Consider the following 22,072-nt stretch of genomic DNA (forward strand, 5'->3'; position numbering starts at 1 on the left):
GCCACCATGGGCTGGGAATGGGACGAGACGCTGTACGCGGGCAGCGCCCCGCACTACGGCGTCGGGCGGGTGCCGTACCCACAGCGTCTCGCCGACGCGCTCCGCGACCATCTCGGCCTGGACGGCACCGGCCGCCTGCTGGACGTCGGCTGCGGGCCGGGTTCGCTGACGCTGCTGCTCGCCCCGCTGTTCGCGGACGCCGTGGGGGTGGACGCCGACCCCGGCATGATCGGCGAGGCGCGGCGGCGGGACGGCCGGGTCACCTGGCGACAACTGCGGGCCGAGGACCTGCCGGCCGGTCTGGGCACGTTCCGGGTGGTGACGTTCGCGCAGTCGTTCCACTGGATGGATCAGCCGCTGGTCGCCGACCGGGTCCGCGACATGATCGCGCCGGGCGGCCGATGGGTGCACGTCTTCGCGTCCACCCATCGCGGCGTGGACGGCGACGACCCGCTACCGCATCCCCGGCCGCCGTGGGACGACATCGACGCGCTCGTCGCCCGCCACCTCGGGCCGGTACGCCGGGCCGGGCGGTCCGCCCTGCCGGACGGCACCCGCGGCGGCGAGGAGGACGTGATGCGCGCGGCCGGGTACGCCGGCCCGGAACGGATCGAGGTGTCCCGCAGCGAGGTGGTCACCCGGTCCGCCGAGGAGGTGGTGTCCGCGGTGTTCTCGCTGTCGTACGCGGCGCCGCATCTGTTCGGCGCGGAGGTGGACCGGTTCGCGGCGGATCTGCGCGGGCTGCTGGGCGAGGTGGCGCCGGACGGGCGGTTCAGCGAGCGGCTGCGCGACATCGACCTGGTGATCTGGCGCCCCTGACGGGTCAGGCCTCCAGCACCCGCTCCATCGCCGCCCGGGAGTGCCGGGTCGTGCGCAGGTACCGGTCCACGAACTCGCCCGGGTCGCCGCCGTCGAGCAGTTGCACCGTGCCGGCCAGTTCCGGCCCGTGCGGCGGCAACTGGTCGGTCGGCCGGCCCCGGACCAGCGTCAGCGCGTTACGGACCTGGGCCGCCATGGTCCACCCCGCGGCCAGCGCGGCCACGTCCGCCTTCGCGATCAGCCCGGCGTCCCCGGCCGCCGAGAGCACCTCCAGCGTGCAGGTCAGACGCAGATCGGGGACCGCGTACGCGTGCCGCAACTGCACCAGCTGCACCGCCCACTCGACGTCCGCCAGACCGCCGCGCCCGAGCTTCGTGTGGGTGTGCGGGTCGGCGCCGCGGGGCAGCCGTTCCCGTTCCACCCGGGCCTTGAGCCGGCGGATCTCCACCACCTGTTCCCGGGTCAGCCCGCCGCGCGGGTAGCGCACGCCGTTGGCCAGTTCCTCGAACTGGGCACCGAGCTCGGCGTCGCCGCAGACGAACCGGGCCCGCAGCAGCGCCTGCGCCTCCCACACCTTCGACCAGCGGGCGTAGTACTGCTGGTACGCGTTCAGGCTGCGGACCAGCGGTCCCTGGCGGCCCTCCGGGCGCAGGTCGGCGTCCACGCCCAGGGCCGGGTCGGGGGCCGGCGCGCCGAGCAGCCGGCGCAGTTCCTCGGCGATGTGATGGGCGGCGGCGCTGGCCTCCGAGTCGGCGGTGCCGGCCGGCGGGGAGTACACGAACAGCACGTCGGCGTCGGACGGGTAGCTCATCTCGTACCCGCCGAGCCGGCCCATCCCGATGATCGCGAACCGCAGGCCGTCCGGGCCGGGATGGGCCCGCCGGGCGGCGCGCAGCGCGGCGTTGAGCGTGGCGTCGGTGACGTCGGACAGCGCGGCCCCGACGGCGTCCACGTCGAGCGGGTGCGCGGGCGCCAGGTCGCCGGCCCGGCTGAGGATGTCCGCGCAGGCCAGCCGGAACAGTTCGCGGCGGCGCAGGGCGCGGACGGCGACGATCGCCTGCACCGGGTCGACGCGGTCGCCGGAGAGGTGGCGGTCGGCGGCCGAGGCGAACCCTTCGATCAGCACGTCCCGCGGGCGGGGCTGGAGTTCCGCGTCGTTGGCCAGCAGCCGCAACGCCTCCGGGTCGCGGATCAGCAGGTCGGTGGCGTACCGGGAGAGGCTGAGCACCCGGGCCAGCCGCCGGGCGACCGGGCCGCCGTCGCGCAGCAGCCGCAGGTACCACGGCGTGCTGCCCAGCTTGTCCGACACGTGCCGGTAGTTGAGCAGGCCGCGGTCGGGTTCGGGCGCGTCCGCGAAGTCCTGCAGCAGCATCGGCAGCAGCGTGCGCTGAATGGCCGAGGTACGGGAGACGCCGCCGGTCAGGGCCTGCAGGTGCCGCAGCGCGCCGTCCGGGTCGGAGAAGCCGAGGATCTCCAGCCGGCGGCCGGCCGACTCGGTGGTCATCCGCAGCGCCTCGGCCGGCACCCGGGCCACCGCCTCCAGCAGCGGCTGATAGAGCAGCTTGACGTGCAGCCGCCGGACCTGCGCGGCGTGACCCACCCAGTCGGACCGGAACGCCTCGACGGCGTCGCGCCCGGCCACCGGGGTGTAGCCGAGCGCCGCGGCGAGCCAGCGCAGCAGCTTCTCCTCGTCCGGCACGGTGTGGGTGCGGCGCAGGTTCTGCAGCTGCAGGCGGTGTTCGACGGTACGCAGGAAGCGGTACCCGCGCAGCAGCGTCTCGCCGTCCTGCCGGCCCACGTACCCGCCGGCCACCAGCGCGCGCAGCGCCGGCAGCGTGCCCGGTTCGCGCAGCGTCTCGTCGACCCGGCCGTGCACGAGTTGCAGCAGCTGGACGGCGAACTCGATGTCCCGCAGCCCGCCCGGCCCGCGCTTGATCTCGCGGTCCAGTTCCCGCGCCGGCACGTTCTCGATGATCTTGCGGCGCATGTCCCGGACGTCGTCGACCGCCTCGGGCCGCTCGGCGGCGTGCCAGACCAGCGGCGCCACGTCGTCGATCCACTCCTGCGCCAGCGCCAGGTCACCGGCCGCCGGACGGGCCTTGAGCAGCGCCTGGAACTCCCAGGTGCGGGCCCAGCGCCGGTAGTACGCCTGATGACTGGCGAGCGTGCGGACCAGCGGGCCGCGGCTGCCCTCCGGGCGCAGCGCCGCGTCCACCGGCCAGGCGACCTGCCCACAGATCTCGATCAGCCCGGCCGCCACGGTGGTGCCGGCGGACAGGTCCTCGTCGCCGGCCGCGACGAAGATGACGTCCACGTCGGAGACGTAGTTCAGCTCGTTGCCGCCGCACTTGCCCATCGCCACCACGGCCAGCTTCGGCTCGGCCGTGCCGGCCGGCAGACCGGCCACCGCGATCGCGTACGCCGCGGCCAGCGTCTCGTCGGCCAGCCGGGACAGCGCGGCCATGGTCGGTTCCAGGCCGCGGCCGCCGGTCAGGTCCGCGGCGACGATGCGCAGCAGAGCCATCCGGTACGCCTGCCGCAGCGCCGGCACGGTCGACGGCCCGCCGCCGGCCTCGTCGCCGGACGCGAGCCGGCCCTCCGCGTTCGGCGGCAGCCCGGTCTTGCCGGTGGCCAGCACGCCCAGCTGCTCCGGGTTGGCGACCAGGTGATCACCGAGCGCGGACGACGCACCGAGCACCGCGATCACCCGGCGCCGCAGGCCGGTGTCCCGGTACAGCGACTCCAGGATCGCGTCGGTGGCCGGGTTCGCCATGATGTCCTCGCGCGGGCCGGTGACCGGTCCGCCGTTGCCCCGGATCGCGGCCCGGCCGGCCGACTCGATCAGCCGGTGCAGCTGCCGCAGCGCCAGGTTGGGGTCGGCGGCCCGGGACAGCGAGCGGATCAGTTCGGCCGCGTCGCCGTCCACCGGTTCCCGGGTCTCCGGGTCCCACAGCCGCAGCCCGGTGGGGCCGAGCAGGTCCGCGGCGCTGGCGCCGTTGTCCGCGAACCCGTACCGGGCGAGCCGGTTCGGCCGGGTCATCGCCGGCCACCGTTCGGTGCGCCCGAGGCGCCGGCCGCGGTCACTGGCCCAGCAACGGGAGGGTGCGGCCGGTGCCCGGGTTCGGGATGTCGGCGTCCGGGAGGGTGCCCAGGGCCAGCGCCGCGAACCGGGCCACGAACGGCTGCCACACCTCCTCGACGTCGGCCAGCACGGCGGCGGTGGCGGCGACCACGGTGTCCAGGTCGTACCCCAGCTCGTCGAGGACGGCGCCGTCCGACCGGGCCCAGCCGGCGATCATCTCGGCGTCGCACTCGATGTGGAACTGCAACCCCCACGCCCGGTCGCCGATGCGGAACGCCTGGTTGGGGTAGCGGGTCGACGCCGCGAGCAGGACCGCGCTCAGCGGCAACTCGGTGATCTCGTCGCGGTGCCACTGCACCACGTCGGGCAGCAGCGGCACGTACTTGAAAAGTGGGTCCTGGTCGGCGGCGTCCCGGCGCGCCACCAGGCCCGGCCCGATCTCCGGCCCGGACGTGCTGCGCTCCACCAGGCCGCCGTGGGCGGTCGCCAGCAGCTGACCGCCGAGACAGACCCCGAGCGTGGGTACGCGCCCGCGCACCGCCTTGCGCAGCAGCCCTTCCAGCGCCGGGAACCACGGCGCACCCGGCTCACCGGCACCGCCCGGGTAGGCACTCTGGTCGCCGCCCAGGACGATCAGCGCCAGGTAGCCGTCCAGGTCGGCCGGCAGTGCGTCGCCGGCGTGCGGCCGCAGCACGGTGAGCGGCAGTTCCGCCTCGGCCAGCCAGTCACCCAGCCGGCGCAGATCGTCGGACGGGTCGTTCTCGATGACAAGCGCAGTCCCCACGGTTCGAGGCTAACGGGTACGGCCGTCAGTTCCGCCATCCTCCCCGGCACCTCCGGGGCGGCCGGTGCCGCGCAGGAAGTCCCGGATCGCGGCCAGCCAGGCCGCCGGGTGGTCGAAATGGGCCATGTGGGCGGCTTCCGGCACGATCGCCAGCACACTGCCCGGTACCTCGGCGTGCAGCCGCCGCGCCACCGCCGGCGGGAACGTCATCTCCCGTTCGCCGTGCAGGATCAGCACCGGCCCGCCCCAGGCGTTCAGCACGGCCGCCGGATCGTCCGGCCGGGCCGGCCGCAGCGCGCCGGCCGCGAACGGGCCGTTCCAGTCGCTGGAGAACCGGACCCGGTCGAGGACGGCCCGCCACTCGTCGGCCCGGTCCAGCCGCCAGATGCTCGCCGGGAGCGCGGCGTGCGCCATGGCCCGGCTCAGCGCACCGTCGCCGGCCAGCGCCGGGTCGTCCCGGGCGACCGTGCCGCACATCGCCGCCCGCTCGGCCGGCACCCGCGCCTCGACGTCGCCGTACGCGGTGGTGGACGCCAGGATCAGCCGGCGCACCACGTCCGGGTGCTGGTCGGCGACGCGCATGGCGACACCACCGCCGTAGGAGAAGCCCAGGACGTCCGCCGACTCCGCGCCGAGCTGCCGGATCAGCGCCGCCACGTCGTCGGCCAGCAGGTCCGGCTGCAGGGCGGCCTCCGGCAGCGGCGGCACCCGCGCGGACCGGCCGCAGCCGCGCAGGTCGAACAGCACCACGTGGGCGATGTCGGCCAGCTCGCCGACCGCCGGCAGCAGGTAGGAGTGGTCCCAGGTGGGTCCGCCGTGGATCACCACGAGCATCGGCAGGGCCGGGTCGCCGAGCCGGCGCACGTACAGGTCGATGCCGTTGACGATCATCCCGTGGGCCGGGCGGGTCGGGACCGGCTCAGGCGATGCAGGCGCACACGATGAGCGCGGCGCCGAAGTGGGACGCGGCGCTGACCGTGGCGCCCGGGTGGCGGTCCGGGGTGCAGATGACCTCGCCGAGCTTTCCGGGCGTCATCCAGTCCAGCACCATGAACGCGAAGCCCATGATGGCGATGCCGATGATGCCGAAGATCACCGTGGAGGCGAGCCCCTCGGTGAACGACTCGTAGCTGGTGAAGATGGCGGTGAACACGATCGCGGCGATGCCGATCTGGTTCGCGGCCAGCAGCAGCGCGGCGTTCGGGTTGCGGTCGCGCCAGATCAGGTCGCGCAGCTTGCCCGGCGTGAGCAGGTCCACCATGACGAATCCGACGGCCATCAGCCCGATACCGATCAGGCCGAACACCACGCTGCGCCCGGCACCGTTCAGCAGATCTTCCAGCACGACTTCTCCCTCGTCACGACGTCAGAGGGCACGGTATCGGACCCGGACACCCAGGTGATCCACCTGGCCACGAAAATCTACAGCGCGCCGAGGTACCGCTCGCGCTCGTACGGGGTCACCTCGCGCCGGTACTGCTCCCATTCGGCCCGCTTGTTGCGCAGGAAGAAGTCGAACACGTGCTCGCCGAGCACCTCGGGCACCAGCTCGGACTGCTCCATCACGTCGATGGCCTCGGCGAGGTTCTCCGGCAGCGCGTCGTACCCGGCGGCCTTGCGCTCGGCGGGCGACAGCGACCAGACGTCGTCCTCGGCGCCCGGCGGGAGTTCGTACCCCTCCTCGATGCCCTTCAGGCCGGCACCGAGCAGCACCGCGAAGGCCAGGTAGGGGTTGGTGGCCGAATCGATCGAGCGGATCTCCACCCGGGCCGAGTTGGGCTTGCCGAACGCCGGCACGCGGACCAGCGCGGAGCGGTTCAGGTGGCCCCAGCTGACGAACGCCGGCGACTCGGTGATCCGGTCCGGCAGCTGCATCGGGAACAGCCGCTTGTAGGAGTTGACCCACTGGTTCGTCACGGCCGTGTATTCGCGGGCGTGCACCAGCAGGCCGGCGATGAACGCGCGGGCGGTCTTGGACAGCTTCATCGGGTCGTCGCCGTCGTGGAACGCGTTGCGCTCGCCCTCGAACAGCGACAGGTGCGTGTGCATGCCGCTGCCCGGCTGGTCGGTGTACGGCTTCGGCATGAACGTGGCACGCACGTGCTGGGACAGCGCCACCTCCTTGACCACGTGCCGGAACGTCATGATGTTGTCCGCGGTGGTGAGCGCGTCCGCGTACCGCAGGTCGATCTCCTGCTGGCCGGGCGCGACCTCGTGGTGGCTGAACTCGACGGAGATGCCGATCCGCTCCAGCGCCAGCACGGCCTGGCGGCGGAAGTCGCGCGCCACCGAGTGGGTGGTGTGGTCGAAGTAGCCGCCGGTGTCCACCGGGATCGGGAGCGAGCCGTCCAGCGGGCCGTCCTGCACCAGGAAGAACTCGATCTCCGGGTGGGTGTAGAAGGTGAAGCCCTTCTCCGCGGCCCGGCTCAGCATGCGGCGCAGCACGTGCCGGGGATCGGCCCAGGCGGCGCTGCCGTCGGGCAGCAGGATGTCGCAGAACATCCGGGCACTCTCGCCGCTGGCCCCGCCCTCGAACGGGAAGACCTGGAACGTGGTGGGGTCGGGCATGGCGACCATGTCGGACTCGTAGACCCGGGCGAAGCCCTCGATCGCCGAGCCGTCGATGCCGATGCCCTCCTCGAACGCCGACTCCAGTTCGGCCGGCGCCACCGAGACGCTCTTCAGGGTGCCCAGCACGTCGGTGAACCAAAGGCGGACAAAACGGATGTCGCGCTCCTCGAGCGTACGAAGCACGAACTCCTGCTGTCGGTCCACGTCCACCCCTCGTGTTCACGCTCCGGCGGGCCGAGTGTTCCTGGGCCCCGTTACGCTGAGATTACGCCGACCACCAGGTGGACAACCGGTCCGGGTGGTGGTCGAGATCAGAAGCCGACAGTACGGCAGCCAGGCGCATGCCGTCGGCCAACACTGGGGAACAATGAGGGCATGCCCACGCTGCGCATCGCTCTCGCCCAGGTGAACTCGACCGTCGGCGACATCGCCGGCAACGCCGCGTCCGTCCGCCGGTGGACCCGGACCGCGGCCGGCGCGGGTGCCCAGCTGGTCGCGTTCCCGGAGATGATGCTCACCGGCTATCCGATCGAGGACCTGGTCTTCCGGGACTCCCTGGTCGCGGCGTCACAGCGGGCGCTGCGACAGCTCGCCGCGGACCTGGCCGACGACGGCCTGGGCGACGTGGCCGTAGTGGTCGGCTACGTGGACGCCGACGGGCCGGCCCCGACCAGCGCCGACGCGGTGCCCGGCAGCGGCCGCCGGGACGCCTCCGCGCTACTGCTCGGCGGCGCGGTGGTCGCCACCTACTTCAAGCACCACCTGCCCAACTACGGCGTCTTCGACGAGAACCGTTACTTCGAGCCGGGCGCCGAGCTGACCGTGGTGCGGTTCGGCGGCGTCGACATCGCGCTCACCGTCTGTGAGGACCTGTGGCAGGCCGGCGGCCCGTTCGCCGCCGCCCGCCGGGCCGGCGTCGGGCTGGTCGTCACCATCAACGCCTCGCCGTACGAGCTGAACAAGGACGACGTCCGGCTGCCCCTGGTCAAGCGCCGGGCGGCCGAGGCCGGCGCCACGGTGGCGTACGTGAACATGATCGGCGGCCAGGACGAACTCGTCTTCGACGGCGACTCGATGATCGTCACCGCGGACGGGCACCTGCTCACCCGGGCCGGCCAGTTCACCGAGGACCTGCTGGTGCACGACCTGGAACTGCCGGCCGTGGACCCGACCCCGAACCCGGGCGCCGAGCAGGTCCCGGCCGGCGAGGACGACGACATGCCGGTGCGCCGGGTCGAGGTGACGCACCCGCCGCGCCCGCTGGCCGACGGCCCGGCGGTGGGCGGCATCGCCGACCGGATCAACGACGAGGCGGAGATCTGGTCCGCGCTCACCCTGGGCCTGCGCGACTACGTCGAGAAGAACGGCTTCCGCTCGGTGGTGTTCGGCCTGTCCGGCGGCATCGACTCGGCGGTGGTGGCGGCCATCGCGGTGGACGCGCTCGGCCCGGAACGGGTGGTCGGCGTCTCGATGCCCAGCGGCTTCTCCTCCGGCCACTCCCGGGACGACGCCGCCGACCTGGCCAAGCGCACCGGGCTGGACTACCGCGTCGAGCCGATCCAGGCGATGGTCGACGCGTTCCTGGCGAACCTGTCGCTGTCCGGGCTGGCGGTGGAGAACCTGCAGGCCCGGGTACGCGCGGTCATCCTGATGGCGCTGTCGAACCAGGAGGGCCACCTGGTCCTCACCACCGGCAACAAGAGCGAACTGGCGGTCGGCTACTCCACGCTCTACGGCGACTCGGTGGGCGGCTTCAACCCGCTCAAGGACGTGCCCAAGACCATGGTGTGGAAGCTGGCCCGCTGGCGGAACGCGGACGCGGCGCGGCGCGGCGGCGAACCCCCGATCCCGGAGAACTCGATCGCCAAGCCGCCCAGCGCGGAGCTGCGCCCGGGCCAGGTGGACACGGACTCGCTGCCCGACTACGCGGTCCTGGACGCGATCCTGGGCGGCTACATCGACGGCGACCAGGGCCGCGACCAGCTGATCGCGGCCGGGCACGACACCGAGCTGGTGGACAAGGTGCTGCGCATGGTCGACCTGGCCGAGTACAAGCGCCGGCAGTCCGCGCCCGGCACCAAGATCTCCATCAAGGCCTTCGGCCGGGACCGCCGCCTGCCCATTACGAACAGGTTTCGCGAAGGTGTGTGAGTAATTGCACTGACCCCTGACCAGCGCGGGCATCGTGGTGCGACGATCGGAGACAGACCCGGGGACCGCACCACGCGGCCTCGAGGGAAGGAGTGCACCATGTCCGAGACGCCCACGCTCTACGGCGGCCCACCGACCCGCCGGGTGCGCACCCGCGACCTGCTCGCCGCCAAGACCCGCGGCGACCGCTGGCCGATGCTCACGTCCTACGACCAGTACACCGCGTCGATCTTCGACGACGCCGGCGTGCCGGTCCTGCTGGTCGGTGACTCGGCCGCCAACAACGTCTTCGGGTACGAGACGACCGTCCCGGTCACCGTCGACGACCTGCTGCCCCTGGTCCGCGCCGTGGTGCGCGCCACCAAGACCGCGCTGATCGTCGGCGACCTGCCGTTCGGGTCGTACGAGGAGGGCCCGACCCAGGCCCTGCGCACCGCCGTCCGGTTCCTCAAGGAGGGCGGCTGCCACGCCGTCAAGCTGGAGGGCGGCCGCCGGGTCGCCGCGCAGATCGAGGCGCTCACCAACGCCGGCATCCCGGTGATGGCGCACATCGGCTTCACACCGCAGAGCGAACACGTGATCGGCGGCTACCGGGTGCAGGGCCGGGAGAACGACGGCGCCGAGGTGCTCGCGGACGCCCGCGCGGTGGCCGAGGCCGGCGCGTTCGCGGTGGTCCTGGAGATGGTGCCCGGCGAGGTGGCCAAGCAGGTCACCAAGGAGCTGCCGATCCCGACCGTGGGCATCGGCGCCGGCCCGGACACCGACGCGCAGGTGCTGGTCTGGCAGGACATGGCCGGCCTGCGCACCGGCAAGGCACCCCGCTTCGTCAAGCGGTACGCCGACCTGGCCGGCGTGCTCGGCGACGCCACCCGCCGGTTCGCCGACGAGGTGCGCCACGGCGAGTTCCCGGCCGCCGAGCACACCTTCGAGTAACCCCGCGCCGTGGCGGGGCCGGTTCGCGAAGATCAGGTCAGTGGCAGACTTCCTGCCATGTCCGTACCGCCGCGAGTCAGCCTCGCCACCCTCGGGGTCGCCGACGTGGCCCGCTCGACCGAGTTCTACGAATCGCTCGGCTGGCGGCTGTCTCCGGCCTCGGTACCCGGCGTGGTCAGCTTCTTCCACACCGCCGGCGGCCTGCTGTCGCTGGTCGCCGCGGACCACCTGGCCGCCGACACGAACCTGCCGCCGGCCCCCGCCGGCTTCCGCGGCACCATGCTGGCGATCAACGTGGACAGCCCGGCCGCCGTCGACGAGGCGTTGCGGGCCGTGGTCCGGGCCGGGGCGACGCTGGTGAAGGCCGGCGGTTCCGCCGAGTGGGGCGGCTACCTGGGCTACTTCACCGACCCCGACGGCCATCTCTGGGAGATCACCTACAACCCGGGCTGGCCGCTCGACGACCGCGAGATTCCCCGGTTGCCCTGAGATCCTTCCCTTGTGGACGATCGTCCGTAAGCTGGTGCGGTCCGCCTGTTCACGCCAGGAGGGAACGGCCGTGGAACTGACTCGCAAGCAGATGCTCAAGCTGATGGGTGCGACGGCGGCCGGATCCGTCGCCGCGTCGCTCACCCCGTCCGCGGCCGGTGCCGCGGCGCCCGCCGCCGGCACCCCCCGGGTGATCCGCCGGGACGTGTGCGTGATCGGGGGCGGGTCGGCCGGCACGTACATCGCGGTCCGGCTCGGCGACCTCGACCGCAGCGTCGTGGTGGTGGAGTCCACCGGGCGGCTGGGCGGCCACGCCGAGACCTACCACGACCCGGAGACCGGCGGCACGGTCGACATCGGCGTCGTCGTCTTCGAGGACAACCCGCTGGTCCGCCGGCACTTCGACCGCTTCGGGGTGGAGCTGGCGCCGATCGGCGGCCCCGGCGGAGCCACCTCCTACGTCGACTTCCGCACCGGCCGGCCGGTCGACTACACCCCGCCCGCGCCGGTCGCCCTGCCCCGGTACCTCGAGCTGATCAGCCAGTACGGCCCGATCGACACGGTCTTCGACCTGCCCGACCCGGTCCCGCACGACCTGGTGGCCCCGTTCGGCGACTTCGTCGAGAAGTACGATCTCGGCTCGATCGTCCCGCTGGTGTTCAACTACGGCCAGGGCCTGGGCGACGTCCTCGGCCTGCCCGCGCTCTACCCGATCAACACGTTCGGCCAGGGCGTGGTGCGCAACATCCTCGGCGGTTCGTTCCTCACCACCGCCGCCCGCAACAACAGCCTGCTGTACGAACGGGCCACCGCCCACCTCGGCGAGAACGCGCTGCTGAGCTCCCGGGTGCTGCGGGTGGACCGGTCCGGCACCGGGGTCCGGGTGCTGGTCGCCACGCCCGACGGGCCGTGCCTGATCCTGGCGAAGAAGCTGGTGGTCACCGCGCCGCCGCTGCCGCGCACCTTCACCGGCTTCGACCTGGACGGCCACGAACGGTCGGTGTTCGGCCAGTTCATCAGCGGCGCCTACTACACCGGCGTGGTCCGCCTGTCCGGGCTGCCCGACAACCTCAGCCTGGATAATGTGGCCGCCGGAACGCCGTACCATCTGCCGCCGCTGCCGGGCCTCTACGGCACCAGCCCCACCGGCATCCCCGGCCTCTTCAACGTCAAGTACGGCAGCCCGTCCCCGTTGAGCGAGGACCGGGTCCGCCGCAACATCCGGGCCGACATCGAACGGGTCGCGGCGGCCGGCACCCACCCGCTCCGCTTCGAGGAACTCGAGGTGTTCAAGAGCCACACCCCGTTCGAGCTGCACGTCCGTCCCGAGGCGATCGCGGCCGGGTTCTACCGCCGGCTCAACGCGCTGCAGGGCCGCCGGCACACCTACTACTCCGGCGCGGCGTTCCACTCGCACAACTCGACCCGGATCTGGACCGGCGCGGAGGCCCTGCTGCCGGACATCGCCGCCTAGCCGACCGGCCGCCGGCCCGCCGGGACGGGCGCCTAGACCTTCTCGAACTGGACGGTCCGGGTCGCCGGGTCGGCCACCGCGAGCCGGGCGGAGATCCGCTCCCCCAGCGGCAGGTCGCCGCGGCAGCGGGCCACCACCGCCGGATCGTCCAGCGCCACCGTGCCACCCGGCTGGTCCGGGCGGTCGTCGACGTCCAGTACGCCGACGTCGAACACCTCGCCGACGCGGTGCTCCAGCAGCACCGCCTCGGCCAGGGCCACCGCGCCCCGGTCGGCCGCCGACGCCACCCGGTCGGTGCTGGACATGGTCTTCGGCAGGCGCGGCAGCGCGTCGCGCACCCAGTCCGGCACCGCCCGCCCGTCGTGCAACGCCAGGCACGCCTCGGTGGCGTACCGGTCGGCGAGCCGGCGCAGCGGCGCGGTGACGTGCGCGTACGGCGCGCCCACCCCGCCGTGCCCGGTCTCCGCCGGCGCCGTCCCGTCGAACGCCGTGTATCCCGCGCCGCGCAGCAGCTCGGCCGCCTGGTCGAGGAACGCCGCCCCGCGCGGGCTGCCCGGGTCCACCCCGGCGACCACGGCGCCCACCGAGGCACCCGCGGGCCAGGCCACACCGAGCGACTCCGCCGCGGCCCGCAGCTTCTGCACCGCCGCCGGGCGCGGCGGCGGCATGGTGCGCAGCAGCCCGATGCCACCGTCCAGCATGAGCGTGGCCGCGGCCATCCCGGTGAGCAGGGAGATCTGCGCGTTGTGCTCCTCCACCGCCAGCGGCGCCCGCAGCACCAGCCGCCACCCGTCACCGTCCGGCTCGATCTCCTGCTCCGGCAGCGGCAGGTCGACCGCGCCCCGCGCCGCCGCCCGGGACGCCAGCAGCGCACCCAACTCGGGCAGCAGCGCGACCGGCTCCGGCGCCGCCCCCGCATCCACCGCCGCCTGCACGCCCGCGTAGTCCAGCTTCGCCCGGCTGCGTACCCGGGCCCGCTCCAGACGCACCGCCGTCACGGCACCGTCCGCGTCCAGGTCGAGCGTCCACACCACCGCGGCCCGGTCCACGTCCGGGAACAGGCTGACCGAGTCCTCGCTGAGCACCGGCGGGTGCAGCGGAATCCGCCCGTCCGGCAGGTAGATGGTCTGCCCGCGCCGCCACGTCTCGGCCTCCAACGGCCCGCCCGGCCGCACGTAGGAGGCCACGTCCGCGATCGCGTACTCCACCCGGTAGCCGCCACCCGGCCGCCGGCTGAGGTGCATCGCCTGGTCCAGGTCCCGGGAGGACGCCGGGTCGATCGTCACGAACGGCACCGCCGTCCGGTCCGTGACCGGCATCGGGTTCCGCACGGCGGCCTCCGCCTCGGCCTGCGCGTCGGCCGGGAAGTCGCCCGGAAGTTCCAGTTCACGCCGCAGCACGGAAAAGTCCATGCGCGGAGCCCACACCCGTTTGATCGGCACGGGTCATTCCTACCAGCAGGCGGCATGCGAAGGGCCACGCCGTGCGGCGTGGCCCTTCGTCGGCACCATCGATCAGCGGGTGGTGGCGCCGGCCTTCTTTCCGGTACGCCGGTTGCCCGCGGCCGCCTTCCGCACCGCCGTCGCCGATGCCGGGGCCGGCATCCGGGCGGCGTTGGTCGCCGAGTTCTTCGCGGTACCGCCGCCCCGGGCCGCGTTGCCCGCCTTCCCGGCAGTGGTGGTACGCGCGGCGTTGTTACCGGCATTGCGAGCGGTCACGCCGCGGGCCGGGGCAGACTTCGCCGGAGCCTTCCGCGCCGTGGCCGCCGCACTTCCGGCCACCTTCCTCGCCGTGGTCCCGGTCGACCCGCTGGTCCCGGTGGCCGCCTTGGCCGCCCCGGTCCCCTTGACCGCCTTGGCCGCCCCGGTCCCCTTGACCGCCTTAGCCGCCCCGGTCCCCTTGACCGCCTTAGCCGTCCCAGTCCCCTTGACCGCCTTAGCCGTCCCGGTCCCCTTGACCGCCGTGGCCTTGGCGACCGTTGCCTTTCCGGCAGTTGCATTTCCGGCAGTTGCCTTGGCGACCGTCGCCTTGCCGCTGGTTGCCTTCGGACTGCCCGGCCTGGTCACCTTCGTGGCCGCCGCTCTGCTGCCGGTCGACTTGGCCGCAGCCGACTTCGGTGGGGCCGACTTCGGTGCGGCCGACTTCGGTGCGGCCGACTTGGCCGCCTTGCCGGTGACCTTGGCTGCCGCCGACTTCGCCACCGCGGCAGCCTTGCCTGCGGTCTTGGCCACGGCCCCCTTGCCGGCAGAGACCTTGCCGGCAGAGACCTTGCTCGCAGAACCCTTGCCGGCTGAATTCTTCGCTGCGGAACCTCTGACCGAGGACGCCGCAGTGTCCACGCTCTTCGCCGCCTTCTTCGCCGCCTTCTTGACCGTGGCGGCCGCGGTGGCGCCGGTCGCCCGGCTCGGCACCGGCCTCGCGCCCGCTGACTTGCTGACCCCCGCCCTGGCCGCCGCCGACTTCACCGTCGGAACCTTCTGCGTCGCCGGGCCCCGGTTCACGGCCGTCTTCGTGGCCGGCGACTTGGCAGCCGCAATCCTGGTCGCCGAGGTCTTGGCGGCGCTGGTCTTCGAGGTGGCGGCCGAGGTGCGCTTCGCGGCGGTGGTCTGTCCGGTAGACGCGCTCACCGTCATGGGCTTGGTGCCGTTCGACGAGGCGGCAGCGACCTTCTTGGCTCCGGTGCGCGACGATCCCGACTTGGCCGCGGGCCGCGAAGCCGTCGCCCGGCCCGCCGGCGGAACCGCCTTGGCCCCGGTCCGTGATCCGGCCTTCGCCGCACCGGGCCGCGTCGACGCGGAGGCGCTACCGGCCGCCTTCGCCGCCGCCCGAGTGGAGGCCGCCGCCGCGGTCTTGGCAACCGCCGACTTCGCAGAACCGGACTTGGAAGCGGCCGACTTCGCCGCCTTGGCAGTAGCCGCCTTGGCAGTAGCCGCCTTGGCAGTAGCCGCCTTGGCAGTAGCCGCCTTGGCAGTAGCCGCCTTGGCAGTAGCCGCCTTGGAAGCGGCCGACTTAGCAGCAGCCGACCGAGCGGGCGCCGCCTTGGCAGCAGCCGGCCTGGAAGAACCAGCCTTGGCCGAGGCCGACTTGGCGGTGCCCGACGCAACACCAGCCGACTTAGCGACACCCGACTTGGCCGTGACCGACTTGGCAACGGACGGCTTGGCAGCAGCCGACCTAACGGCAGCTGACTTGGCGGTAGACGGCTTTGCGGCGGCCGGCTTAACGGCAGCCGACCTGCTCGCCGTCCGAGCCGGAGCCGCCTTACCAGCAGCCGCCTTACCAGCCACCGACTTAGCGGCCGTCACCGCCTTACTCGCCGCGCTCTTCACCGTCGACGCGCGCCCGGCCGACGCGCCACTCTTCCGACCGGCACCACCAGTCACGGCCGCACCAGCGGTCTTCACCGCCGCAGCAGCGCCCTTGACCGCACCAGCAGCCTTGGCAGCACCACCGGTCTTGGCAGCACCACCGGTCTTGGCAGCACCAGCAACCTTGGCCGCACCAGCGGTCTTGGCGGCACCAGCGGTCCTGGCGGTCGTACCCGGCTTCGCGGCAGCGCCCCCGCGCGCAACCGTGCTCCGGGTGGACGACGCCCCCGCGGCCGGCTTGGCGTTGCTCCGGGCCGCGGTCGGACGGGGTGAGGCCGGCTTGGCGGTGCGGGCCGCCGTACCGGATGTGGATGTGGATTTTGCCGGGGTGCTCTTGGCACCGGCCGGTCTGGTCGAGGCCTTTGTGGCAGCGGCCATGGGGATGTTCCTCCTTGCGAATGACTGCGGGCTCGTCTCCGCCTGGAGACTGCGACGTTCCGGCGTGGACTCAGGGGTCGGCGCCGGTCTGGCTAGCGTTCCTCCCCGGTCCAGCGGGCGTCCTCGGCATCCCACTCCGCATTGCGCTTCTCGACCGTCTCGAGTGCCCGCGTGGCGTCGTCAGCCGTGGCGTAGGGACCGAGCCGGTACTGGGCGGGACAGACGTCGTCGCCCGACTCGACCCGGCTGTGGCGCAGGCACCAGAAATAGGCGCCTGTGCCGGGCCCACTGTCGTTCATGCCATCACTGTGCACCTCAAACCCACCATGCGCTACCGATTCGGGTAAAAAGTCCCCATTTTCCAATGTAGAACGCCGGAATGGGGTGTGCTAGCCGATCCCGGACGGCCGGTGGAACGGCGACGCCCGCCCCACCTCGTTGGTGGAGCGGGCGTCGGATCGGCGGGATTCAGCGCAGCTCGGCCGCCACCAGCTCGGCGATCTGCACGGCGTTGAGGGCGGCGCCCTTGCGCAGGTTGTCGTTCGACAGGAAGAGCGCGAGGCCGTTCTCGACGGTCTCGTCGACGCGGATCCGGCCGACGAAGGTCGGGTCCCGGCCGGCCGCCTGCAGCGGCGTCGGGACGTCGGACAGCTCGACGCCGGGCGCGGCGGCGAGCAGTTCCCGGGCGCGGGCCGGCGTGACCGGCCGGGCGAAGCGCGCGTTCACCTGCAGCGAGTGGCCGGTGAAGACCGGCACCCGTACGCAGGTGCCGGAGACCTTGAGCCCGGGAATGCCGAGAATCTTGCGGCTCTCGTTGCGCAGCTTCTGTTCCTCGTCGGTCTCGTCGCTGCCGTCCTCGACGATCGAGCCGGCCAGCGGCAGCACGTTGAACGCGATCGGCCGGGCGAACGACCGGGGCGCCGGGAACTCCACCGCGGCGCCGTCGTGGGCCAGCTCGGTGGCCCGGTCGGCGACCTTCTTGATCTGCTCGTCCAGCTCGGCGACGCCGGCCAGGCCGGCACCGGAGACCGCCTGGTACGTGGTGGCGACCAGCGCGACCAGTTCGGCCTCGTCGTGCAGCGGGCGCAGCACCGGCATCGCGGCCATCGTGGTGCAGTTCGGGTTGGCGATGATGCCTTTGGGCCGTTGCCGGGCGGCGTCCGGGTTGACCTCGGCCACGACGAGCGGGACGTCGGGGTCCATCCGGTACGCCGACGAGTTGTCGATGACCACGGCACCGGCGTCCGCGACGCGGGGGGCGTACTCCTTGGAACTGCCCTTGCCCGCCGAGAACAGCACGATGTCGAGGCCGCGGTAGTCGGCCGTCTCGGCGTCCTCGACGGTCACCTCGCCGTCGCCCCACGGCAGGGTGCGCCCGGCGGAGCGGGCGGAGGCGAAGAGCCGGAGCTGGTCCACGGGGAAGTCGCGCTCGGCCAGGATGCGGCGCATGACGCCGCCGACCTGTCCCGTCGCGCCTACGATGCCGATCCTCATGCCGTTAAAAGTACGGCCTGACCTCCCGCCGAAGAAATCAGGATTCGCCACTGCTTCCATATAGTGAGAGTACCGTTCCATATTTCAGGACTGCGGGGCTAGCGTCGGAGACATGACGACGTACACCCACGGGCACCACGAATCGGTCCTGCGCTCGCACCGGTGGCGTACCGCAGAGAATTCGGCCGGCCACCTGCTCCCCCACCTTTCTTCCGGACTTTCGGTGCTGGACATCGGATGCGGCCCGGGCACCATCACGGCCGACCTCGCGACGCGCGTCGCGCCCGGCCGCGTCACCGCGCTGGAACTCACCGACGCGGCCCTCGACCTGGCCCGCGCCGAGATCGGCCGGCGCGGGCTGACCACCGTCGACTTCGCGGTCGGCGACGTGCACGCGCTGGACTTCCCGGACGCGACGTTCGACGTGGCGCACGCCCATCAGGTGCTGCAGCACGTCGCCGACCCGGTCGCCGCGTTGCGCGAGATGCGGCGGGTGACGCGGCCCGGCGGCCTGATCGCGGTACGCGACAGCGACTACACCGGCTTCGCCTGGTTCCCGCTGCTGCCCGAGTTGGACGAGTGGCTGAACCTGTACCGGACGGTGGCACGCGGCAACGGTGGCGAGCCGGACGCCGGGCGGCGGCTGCAGTCCTGGGCCCGGGCGGCCGGGCTCACCGGCGCGACCGTGTCGTCGAGCACCTGGTGCTTCGCCGACGACGAGGACCGTGCCTGGTGGGGTGGCATGTGGGCGGACCGGATCGTGCAGTCCGACCTGGCCCGGACGGCGGTCCGGACCGGCGCCGCCACGGAGGCGGACCTGCACCGGATCTCGGACGCCTGGCGGCGCTGGGCCGCCGACCCGGACGGCTGGTTCTCCATCCTGCACGGCGAGCTGCTCTGCCGGGTCTAGCTCTTCGGCTTGTACGCCCAGTGCCAGGTCTCCCGGGGCGTGTTCTCCACGAAGTCGTACTTGCCGGCGTTCTCCCGCATCCACGCCAGCGCCTTGCCGTTCAGGTCCAGGTCGGCGGCCATGCCCCAGCCGTGTTCGCTGGTGCCGGGCTTGGCCGCGAGCCCGCCCTGCGAGTACAGGCCCTTGCGGCGGGCCACGTCGACCTGCTCGTCGTACGAGCGGTACGAGTCGGTGATGCCGATCTTCACGCCGTCCCGCTTGGCGTCGGCGATCATCGAGTTCAGCTGCTCGGCGGCCGGCGCCCAGAGCCGGTGCCCGGTGTTGCCGACCTGTCCCAGCGCGTTCGGCGGGACCTTCCCGTTGCCGTACGCGGCCAGCTCGACCGGCACACCCTTGCTGTTCAGCTTGTAGGTCTTGTCCGACGCCGCGGTGGTCTGCGACGAGTTCGCCACCGCGTCGGAGAGGTGTGTGGCGAACGAGGTGCCCGAGGTCGACGTGCCGGACGCGGTCTTGGTGACCTGCCCGGCCTGCTGTGTCTGCAGCGCGATGATGCGGCTCTGGATGCTCGCGATGCGGCTGTTGACCTGCTCGATTCCCACGGGGCCTCCCGGTTGCTCGACGCCTCGACCACCTCCCCATCGGCGGGGTCGGCGATCCGCTGAGCGCGAGCGGGTGGAATCAGGCGAGGCCGGCCGGGTCGGTGTTGGCGCCGCAGAGCAGCACCACGACCCGCTCGCCCGGCGCGGGGGTGTAACCGCCGGACAGTACGGCCGCGTACCCGGCCGCGGTGCCGTGCTCCACCGCGATCCGGTAGTCCTCCCACAGCCGCCGTCGCGCGTCCACGATCGCCTGGTCGTCGACGAGCACCGAGGTGAGCCCGGTGGCCACCGCGGTCCGGTACGCGATCTCGCCGACCCGGCGCGCACCGAGCGAGTCGGCGGCCACCCCGGAGACCGGCACGTCGACCGGCGCACCGGCGGCGAGCGCGGCATGCAGCGCCGCGCAGGTCTCCGGTTCCACCGCGACGATCCGGGCGGAATCGTGCAGCGCGGCGGCCACCCCGGCGATCAGGCCGCCGCCGCCGACCGCCACCAGCACCGTGTCGAAGGCACCGGCCAGTTGTTCGCGCAGTTCCAGCCCGAGCGTGCCGTTGCCGGCCACCATGTCCGGATCGTCGTACGCGTGGCAGAACAGCGCCCCGGTCCGCTCGGCGTGCACCACCGCGGCGGCGTACGCCTCGGCGTACTCCGCGCCGACCTGGGTGACCCGGGCGCCCAGCTTGGCCAGCTTGGCGACCTTGACCGGCGGAGCGGTCTCCGGCACGTACACCTCGGCCGGCACACCCAGCTCGCGGGCCGCGTACGCGGCGGCCAGCCCGGCGTTGCCGCCGGACGCGGCCACCACGCCGGCCGGCGGCAGCGGGCCCGCGGCGAGCATCTTGTTGACCATGCCCCGGGTCTTGAACGAGCCGGCGTGCTGGAGGTACTCCAGCTTGAACCACCACGACCCGCCCGCGTCCAGCACCGGGGTGCGCCGGACCCGGCCGGCGATCCGGGTGGCCGCCGCGCGTACCTCGTCCTGGTTGATCATCGAACCGATTCTAGGTCCGGGCGTCAGACGATGCTCCAGCTGGCCAGCGGCGTGGACGGCACCATGCTCGGGTCGGAGCGCGCGCCGACCAGCCGGGCGAGGTCGAGCAGCCGGTGCGAGAAGCCCCACTCGTTGTCGAACCAGCCGCGGACCCGGATGCCGCCGGACTCGGTGGTCTGGGTCCCGGACGGGTCAAGCAGGCAGGAGGCGGGGCTGTTCTTCACGTCGATGGAGACCGTCGGGTCCGGGTCGTACGCCAGCAGCCCGCGCAGCGGACCGGCCGCCGCCTCGGCCATCGCCCGGTTCACCTCCTCGACGCCGACCGGGCGGTCGGTCCGGCCGGTGAGTTCGGCCAGCGAGCCGATCGGCGTGGGTACGCAGTAGTAGCTGAACATGATCTCGCCGAGTCCCGGCAGGGCCCGCCGGACCAGGTCACCGACCACGTAGTTGTGCGGGATGATGCTCTCGTTCGCGGCCCGGCCGAGCCGCGGGTCGTTGCGGGACGTGCCGATCATCGCGTCGTGCGACCGCTGCCACCCCTGCACGGCCAGCACCACCGACGTGGTGACCGAGTGCAGCCCGAAGCGGTCGAGCAGGACCTTGGCCATCATGGTCAGCGCGTTCACCCCGCACGAGGCGGGCGACACCACGTGGTGCCGGTCCGGGTCGTAGGTGTGGTGGTTCACGCCGTACACCAGGAACGCGTCCGGTTCGTCAGCCGACGCGCTGACCACCACCTTGCGGGCGCCGCCGCCGGTGATGTGCCCCCGGGCCGCCTCGCCGGACCGGAACTTGCCGGTGGCATCGATGACCACGTCCACGCCGGCGTCGGCCCACGGGATGCGCTCCGGGTTGGACTGGCAGAACGCCCGGATCGGACGGCCGTTCACGACCAGGTGGTCCGGGCGGGTGGTGACGGTCCCCGGGAACGATCCGCGGATGCTGTCCCGGCGGAGGCCGTACCCGAGCTTGTCGACCGAGGCCAGATCGTTGACGGCGCGAATGGTGACCCCGCAGTCCGGCGTCGTGGCGACGATGCGGGTGATGCTCCGACCGATCCGGCCGAAGCCGTTGATGCCGATCCTGACGCTCACCAGGGCTCCTCAAAAGGCCGGTTGACTGGTGTCCCTGCGGCACGACCCCGAGGGACCGCCCAATTTATACTCGGAGTTACTTTACCGACACTATGAGTGTGCAACTTGCACGTCAACGACACACCACACAGGACGGCACGACTGGCCGGGGAGTTGCCAGTGCCGGGCCACGTTAGCGCCGGTGACCACGCTGAGCTGCCACTACCCCACCGGAGTGTGACGCGCTCGGCACAGTGACAATGGTGAATTTGTCGTTTCGATGGTGGGGATTTGTTGAGCCATTTGCGGTTTAACGTGCGCTCGGGATTACGGAGGGCAATGACGACCGCACAGGGGCGCGGGTGACCGAGCACTCAGTGCTATACCTCGAATCGAGGTATAACGTGAGTTCGTGATCGAGCTGATGATCCTGGGTTTCCTCGCCGACGGACCCCTGCACGGGTACGAGCTGCGCCGCCGCATGGAGCAGTTGCACGGGTACGCCCGCACGATCAGCGACGGCACGCTCTACCCCGCGATCACCCGCCTGGTCGCCGACGGCTCGATCACCCGGGAGACCGGACCGGGCCGGGCCGGCGCCCAGCGGCACACGCTGCACCTCACCGACGCCGGCCGCGCCCGCCTGACGCAGCGGTTGCGCGACGCCGCCGGGCACGACATCACCGACGGACACCGGTTCTTCGTGGTACTGGCGTTCCTGTCGAAGCTGCCCGGTCCGGCGGACCGCGACGCGGTGCTGCGCCGGCGGCTGGAGTTCCTGTCACAACCCGCGAGCTTCTTCTACGACGGCGACCGCCCGCTGCGCGCCGCCGACATCGCCGACCCGTACCGCCGCGGGATTCTGCTCTCCGCCCGCGCGACCAGCCGCGCCGAACGCGCCTGGCTGCGCGAACTCCTCGGCACCGACACCGACACCGACTGACCCTGGGAGACCG

The 22,072-nt window shown here is 72.6% G+C and carries 19 protein-coding genes; 7 read left to right on the forward strand and 12 right to left on the reverse strand.

Annotated elements, in window-relative coordinates; genetic code table 11:
* Positions 1-6: 6 nt before the first annotated feature.
* Positions 7-819 (forward strand): class I SAM-dependent methyltransferase, encoded by an 813-nt coding sequence (locus LDL48_RS06610; RefSeq protein WP_225254086.1) that lies wholly within the window; start codon positions 7-9, stop codon positions 817-819.
* A gap of 4 nt (positions 820-823) precedes the next feature.
* On the opposite strand, the gene LDL48_RS06615 is transcribed toward LDL48_RS06610, so the two are convergent.
* The 5 genes from LDL48_RS06615 to LDL48_RS06635 all read right to left on the reverse strand — a co-directional run bounded on the left by LDL48_RS06615 (position 824) and on the right by LDL48_RS06635 (position 7,460).
* A complete protein-coding gene (locus tag LDL48_RS06615; RefSeq protein ID WP_225254087.1) occupies positions 824-3,859 on the reverse strand; it encodes a bifunctional [glutamine synthetase] adenylyltransferase/[glutamine synthetase]-adenylyl-L-tyrosine phosphorylase in 3,036 nt (1,011 codons plus the stop codon).
* A gap of 40 nt (positions 3,860-3,899) precedes the next feature.
* The gene (locus tag LDL48_RS06620; protein WP_225254088.1) at positions 3,900-4,685 is read right to left on the reverse strand and encodes a type 1 glutamine amidotransferase; all 786 of its coding nucleotides are present in this window, start codon (positions 4,683-4,685) and stop codon (positions 3,900-3,902) included.
* Between the two features lie 9 nt (positions 4,686-4,694).
* Positions 4,695-5,576: an alpha/beta fold hydrolase gene (locus LDL48_RS06625; protein ID WP_225254089.1), complete on the reverse strand. Its 882-nt coding sequence runs from the start codon at positions 5,574-5,576 to the stop codon at positions 4,695-4,697.
* Positions 5,577-5,604: 28 nt separating this feature from the next.
* Positions 5,605-6,030: a DUF350 domain-containing protein gene (locus LDL48_RS06630; RefSeq protein ID WP_225254090.1), complete on the reverse strand. Its 426-nt coding sequence runs from the start codon at positions 6,028-6,030 to the stop codon at positions 5,605-5,607.
* Between the two features lie 77 nt (positions 6,031-6,107).
* Positions 6,108-7,460, reverse strand: a complete 1,353-nt coding sequence (locus LDL48_RS06635; protein WP_225254091.1) for a glutamine synthetase family protein — start codon at positions 7,458-7,460, stop codon at positions 6,108-6,110.
* 171 nt (positions 7,461-7,631) lie between these two features.
* Between LDL48_RS06635 and LDL48_RS06640 the strand changes: the two genes are divergently transcribed.
* The 4 genes from LDL48_RS06640 (at position 7,632) to LDL48_RS06655 (ending at position 12,303) form a co-directional block, all read left to right on the forward strand.
* Positions 7,632-9,407, forward strand: coding sequence for an NAD+ synthase (locus tag LDL48_RS06640; RefSeq protein WP_225254092.1), 1,776 nt, complete (start codon positions 7,632-7,634; stop codon positions 9,405-9,407).
* A gap of 99 nt (positions 9,408-9,506) precedes the next feature.
* Positions 9,507-10,340: a 3-methyl-2-oxobutanoate hydroxymethyltransferase gene (panB, locus tag LDL48_RS06645; RefSeq protein WP_225254093.1), complete on the forward strand. Its 834-nt coding sequence runs from the start codon at positions 9,507-9,509 to the stop codon at positions 10,338-10,340.
* A gap of 57 nt (positions 10,341-10,397) precedes the next feature.
* Positions 10,398-10,829, forward strand: a complete 432-nt coding sequence (locus tag LDL48_RS06650) for a VOC family protein (protein WP_225254094.1) — start codon at positions 10,398-10,400, stop codon at positions 10,827-10,829.
* A 70-nt stretch (positions 10,830-10,899) separates the two neighbouring features.
* Entirely contained in the window at positions 10,900-12,303 is a 1,404-nt protein-coding gene (locus LDL48_RS06655; protein WP_225254095.1) for an FAD-dependent oxidoreductase, read from the forward strand.
* A 32-nt stretch (positions 12,304-12,335) separates the two neighbouring features.
* On the opposite strand, the gene LDL48_RS06660 is transcribed toward LDL48_RS06655, so the two are convergent.
* The 4 genes from LDL48_RS06660 to LDL48_RS06675 form a co-directional block, all read right to left on the reverse strand.
* Positions 12,336-13,745 carry an RNB domain-containing ribonuclease gene (locus tag LDL48_RS06660; protein ID WP_225254096.1) on the reverse strand — a complete coding sequence of 470 codons (1,410 nt, stop codon included), beginning with the start codon at positions 13,743-13,745 and terminating at the stop codon, positions 12,336-12,338.
* A gap of 72 nt (positions 13,746-13,817) precedes the next feature.
* Positions 13,818-16,049 carry a hypothetical protein gene (locus LDL48_RS06665; RefSeq protein ID WP_225254097.1) on the reverse strand — a complete coding sequence of 744 codons (2,232 nt, stop codon included), beginning with the start codon at positions 16,047-16,049 and terminating at the stop codon, positions 13,818-13,820.
* A gap of 92 nt (positions 16,050-16,141) precedes the next feature.
* A complete protein-coding gene (locus LDL48_RS06670; RefSeq protein WP_225254098.1) occupies positions 16,142-16,348 on the reverse strand; it encodes a hypothetical protein in 207 nt (68 codons plus the stop codon).
* A gap of 169 nt (positions 16,349-16,517) precedes the next feature.
* The gene (locus LDL48_RS06675) at positions 16,518-17,543 is read right to left on the reverse strand and encodes an aspartate-semialdehyde dehydrogenase (RefSeq protein ID WP_225254099.1); all 1,026 of its coding nucleotides are present in this window, start codon (positions 17,541-17,543) and stop codon (positions 16,518-16,520) included.
* A gap of 112 nt (positions 17,544-17,655) precedes the next feature.
* Here LDL48_RS06675 and LDL48_RS06680 point away from each other — a divergent pair, with 112 nt between their 5' ends.
* Positions 17,656-18,453 (forward strand): class I SAM-dependent methyltransferase, encoded by a 798-nt coding sequence (locus LDL48_RS06680; protein ID WP_225254100.1) that lies wholly within the window; start codon positions 17,656-17,658, stop codon positions 18,451-18,453.
* On the opposite strand, the gene LDL48_RS06685 is transcribed toward LDL48_RS06680, so the two are convergent.
* The 3 genes from LDL48_RS06685 to LDL48_RS06695 form a co-directional block, all read right to left on the reverse strand.
* The gene (locus LDL48_RS06685) at positions 18,450-19,052 is read right to left on the reverse strand and encodes a M15 family metallopeptidase (RefSeq protein ID WP_225254101.1); all 603 of its coding nucleotides are present in this window, start codon (positions 19,050-19,052) and stop codon (positions 18,450-18,452) included. The two genes, LDL48_RS06680 and LDL48_RS06685, sit on opposite strands and share 4 nt — an antisense overlap.
* Before the next feature lie 79 nt (positions 19,053-19,131).
* Positions 19,132-20,043 carry a threonine/serine dehydratase gene (locus LDL48_RS06690; RefSeq protein WP_225254102.1) on the reverse strand — a complete coding sequence of 304 codons (912 nt, stop codon included), beginning with the start codon at positions 20,041-20,043 and terminating at the stop codon, positions 19,132-19,134.
* Between the two features lie 23 nt (positions 20,044-20,066).
* A complete protein-coding gene (locus tag LDL48_RS06695) occupies positions 20,067-21,137 on the reverse strand; it encodes a type I glyceraldehyde-3-phosphate dehydrogenase (protein ID WP_225254103.1) in 1,071 nt (356 codons plus the stop codon).
* A 391-nt stretch (positions 21,138-21,528) separates the two neighbouring features.
* Here LDL48_RS06695 and LDL48_RS06700 point away from each other — a divergent pair, with 391 nt between their 5' ends.
* Positions 21,529-22,059: a PadR family transcriptional regulator gene (locus LDL48_RS06700; protein WP_225254104.1), complete on the forward strand. Its 531-nt coding sequence runs from the start codon at positions 21,529-21,531 to the stop codon at positions 22,057-22,059.
* Positions 22,060-22,072 lie beyond the last annotated feature (13 nt).

It is taken from the genome of Jidongwangia harbinensis (assembly GCF_020216025.1).
GTDB classification, from domain to species: Bacteria; Actinomycetota; Actinomycetes; order Mycobacteriales; family Micromonosporaceae; genus Actinoplanes; species Actinoplanes harbinensis.

Coding starts and splice junctions, on each gene's coding strand:
- LDL48_RS06610 (WP_225254086.1), top strand. CDS start 7: ATGGGCTGGGAATGGGACGAGACGCTGTACGCGGGCAGCGCCCCGCAC.
- LDL48_RS06615 (WP_225254087.1), bottom strand. CDS start 3,859: ATGACCCGGCCGAACCGGCTCGCCCGGTACGGGTTCGCGGACAACGGC.
- LDL48_RS06625 (WP_225254089.1), bottom strand. CDS start 5,576: ATGATCGTCAACGGCATCGACCTGTACGTGCGCCGGCTCGGCGACCCG.
- LDL48_RS06640 (WP_225254092.1), top strand. CDS start 7,632: ATGCCCACGCTGCGCATCGCTCTCGCCCAGGTGAACTCGACCGTCGGC.
- panB (WP_225254093.1), top strand. CDS start 9,507: ATGTCCGAGACGCCCACGCTCTACGGCGGCCCACCGACCCGCCGGGTG.
- LDL48_RS06650 (WP_225254094.1), top strand. CDS start 10,398: ATGTCCGTACCGCCGCGAGTCAGCCTCGCCACCCTCGGGGTCGCCGAC.
- LDL48_RS06665 (WP_225254097.1), bottom strand. CDS start 16,049: ATGGCCGCTGCCACAAAGGCCTCGACCAGACCGGCCGGTGCCAAGAGC.
- LDL48_RS06670 (WP_225254098.1), bottom strand. CDS start 16,348: ATGAACGACAGTGGGCCCGGCACAGGCGCCTATTTCTGGTGCCTGCGC.
- LDL48_RS06675 (WP_225254099.1), bottom strand. CDS start 17,543: ATGAGGATCGGCATCGTAGGCGCGACGGGACAGGTCGGCGGCGTCATG.
- LDL48_RS06680 (WP_225254100.1), top strand. CDS start 17,656: ATGACGACGTACACCCACGGGCACCACGAATCGGTCCTGCGCTCGCAC.
- LDL48_RS06690 (WP_225254102.1), bottom strand. CDS start 20,043: ATGATCAACCAGGACGAGGTACGCGCGGCGGCCACCCGGATCGCCGGC.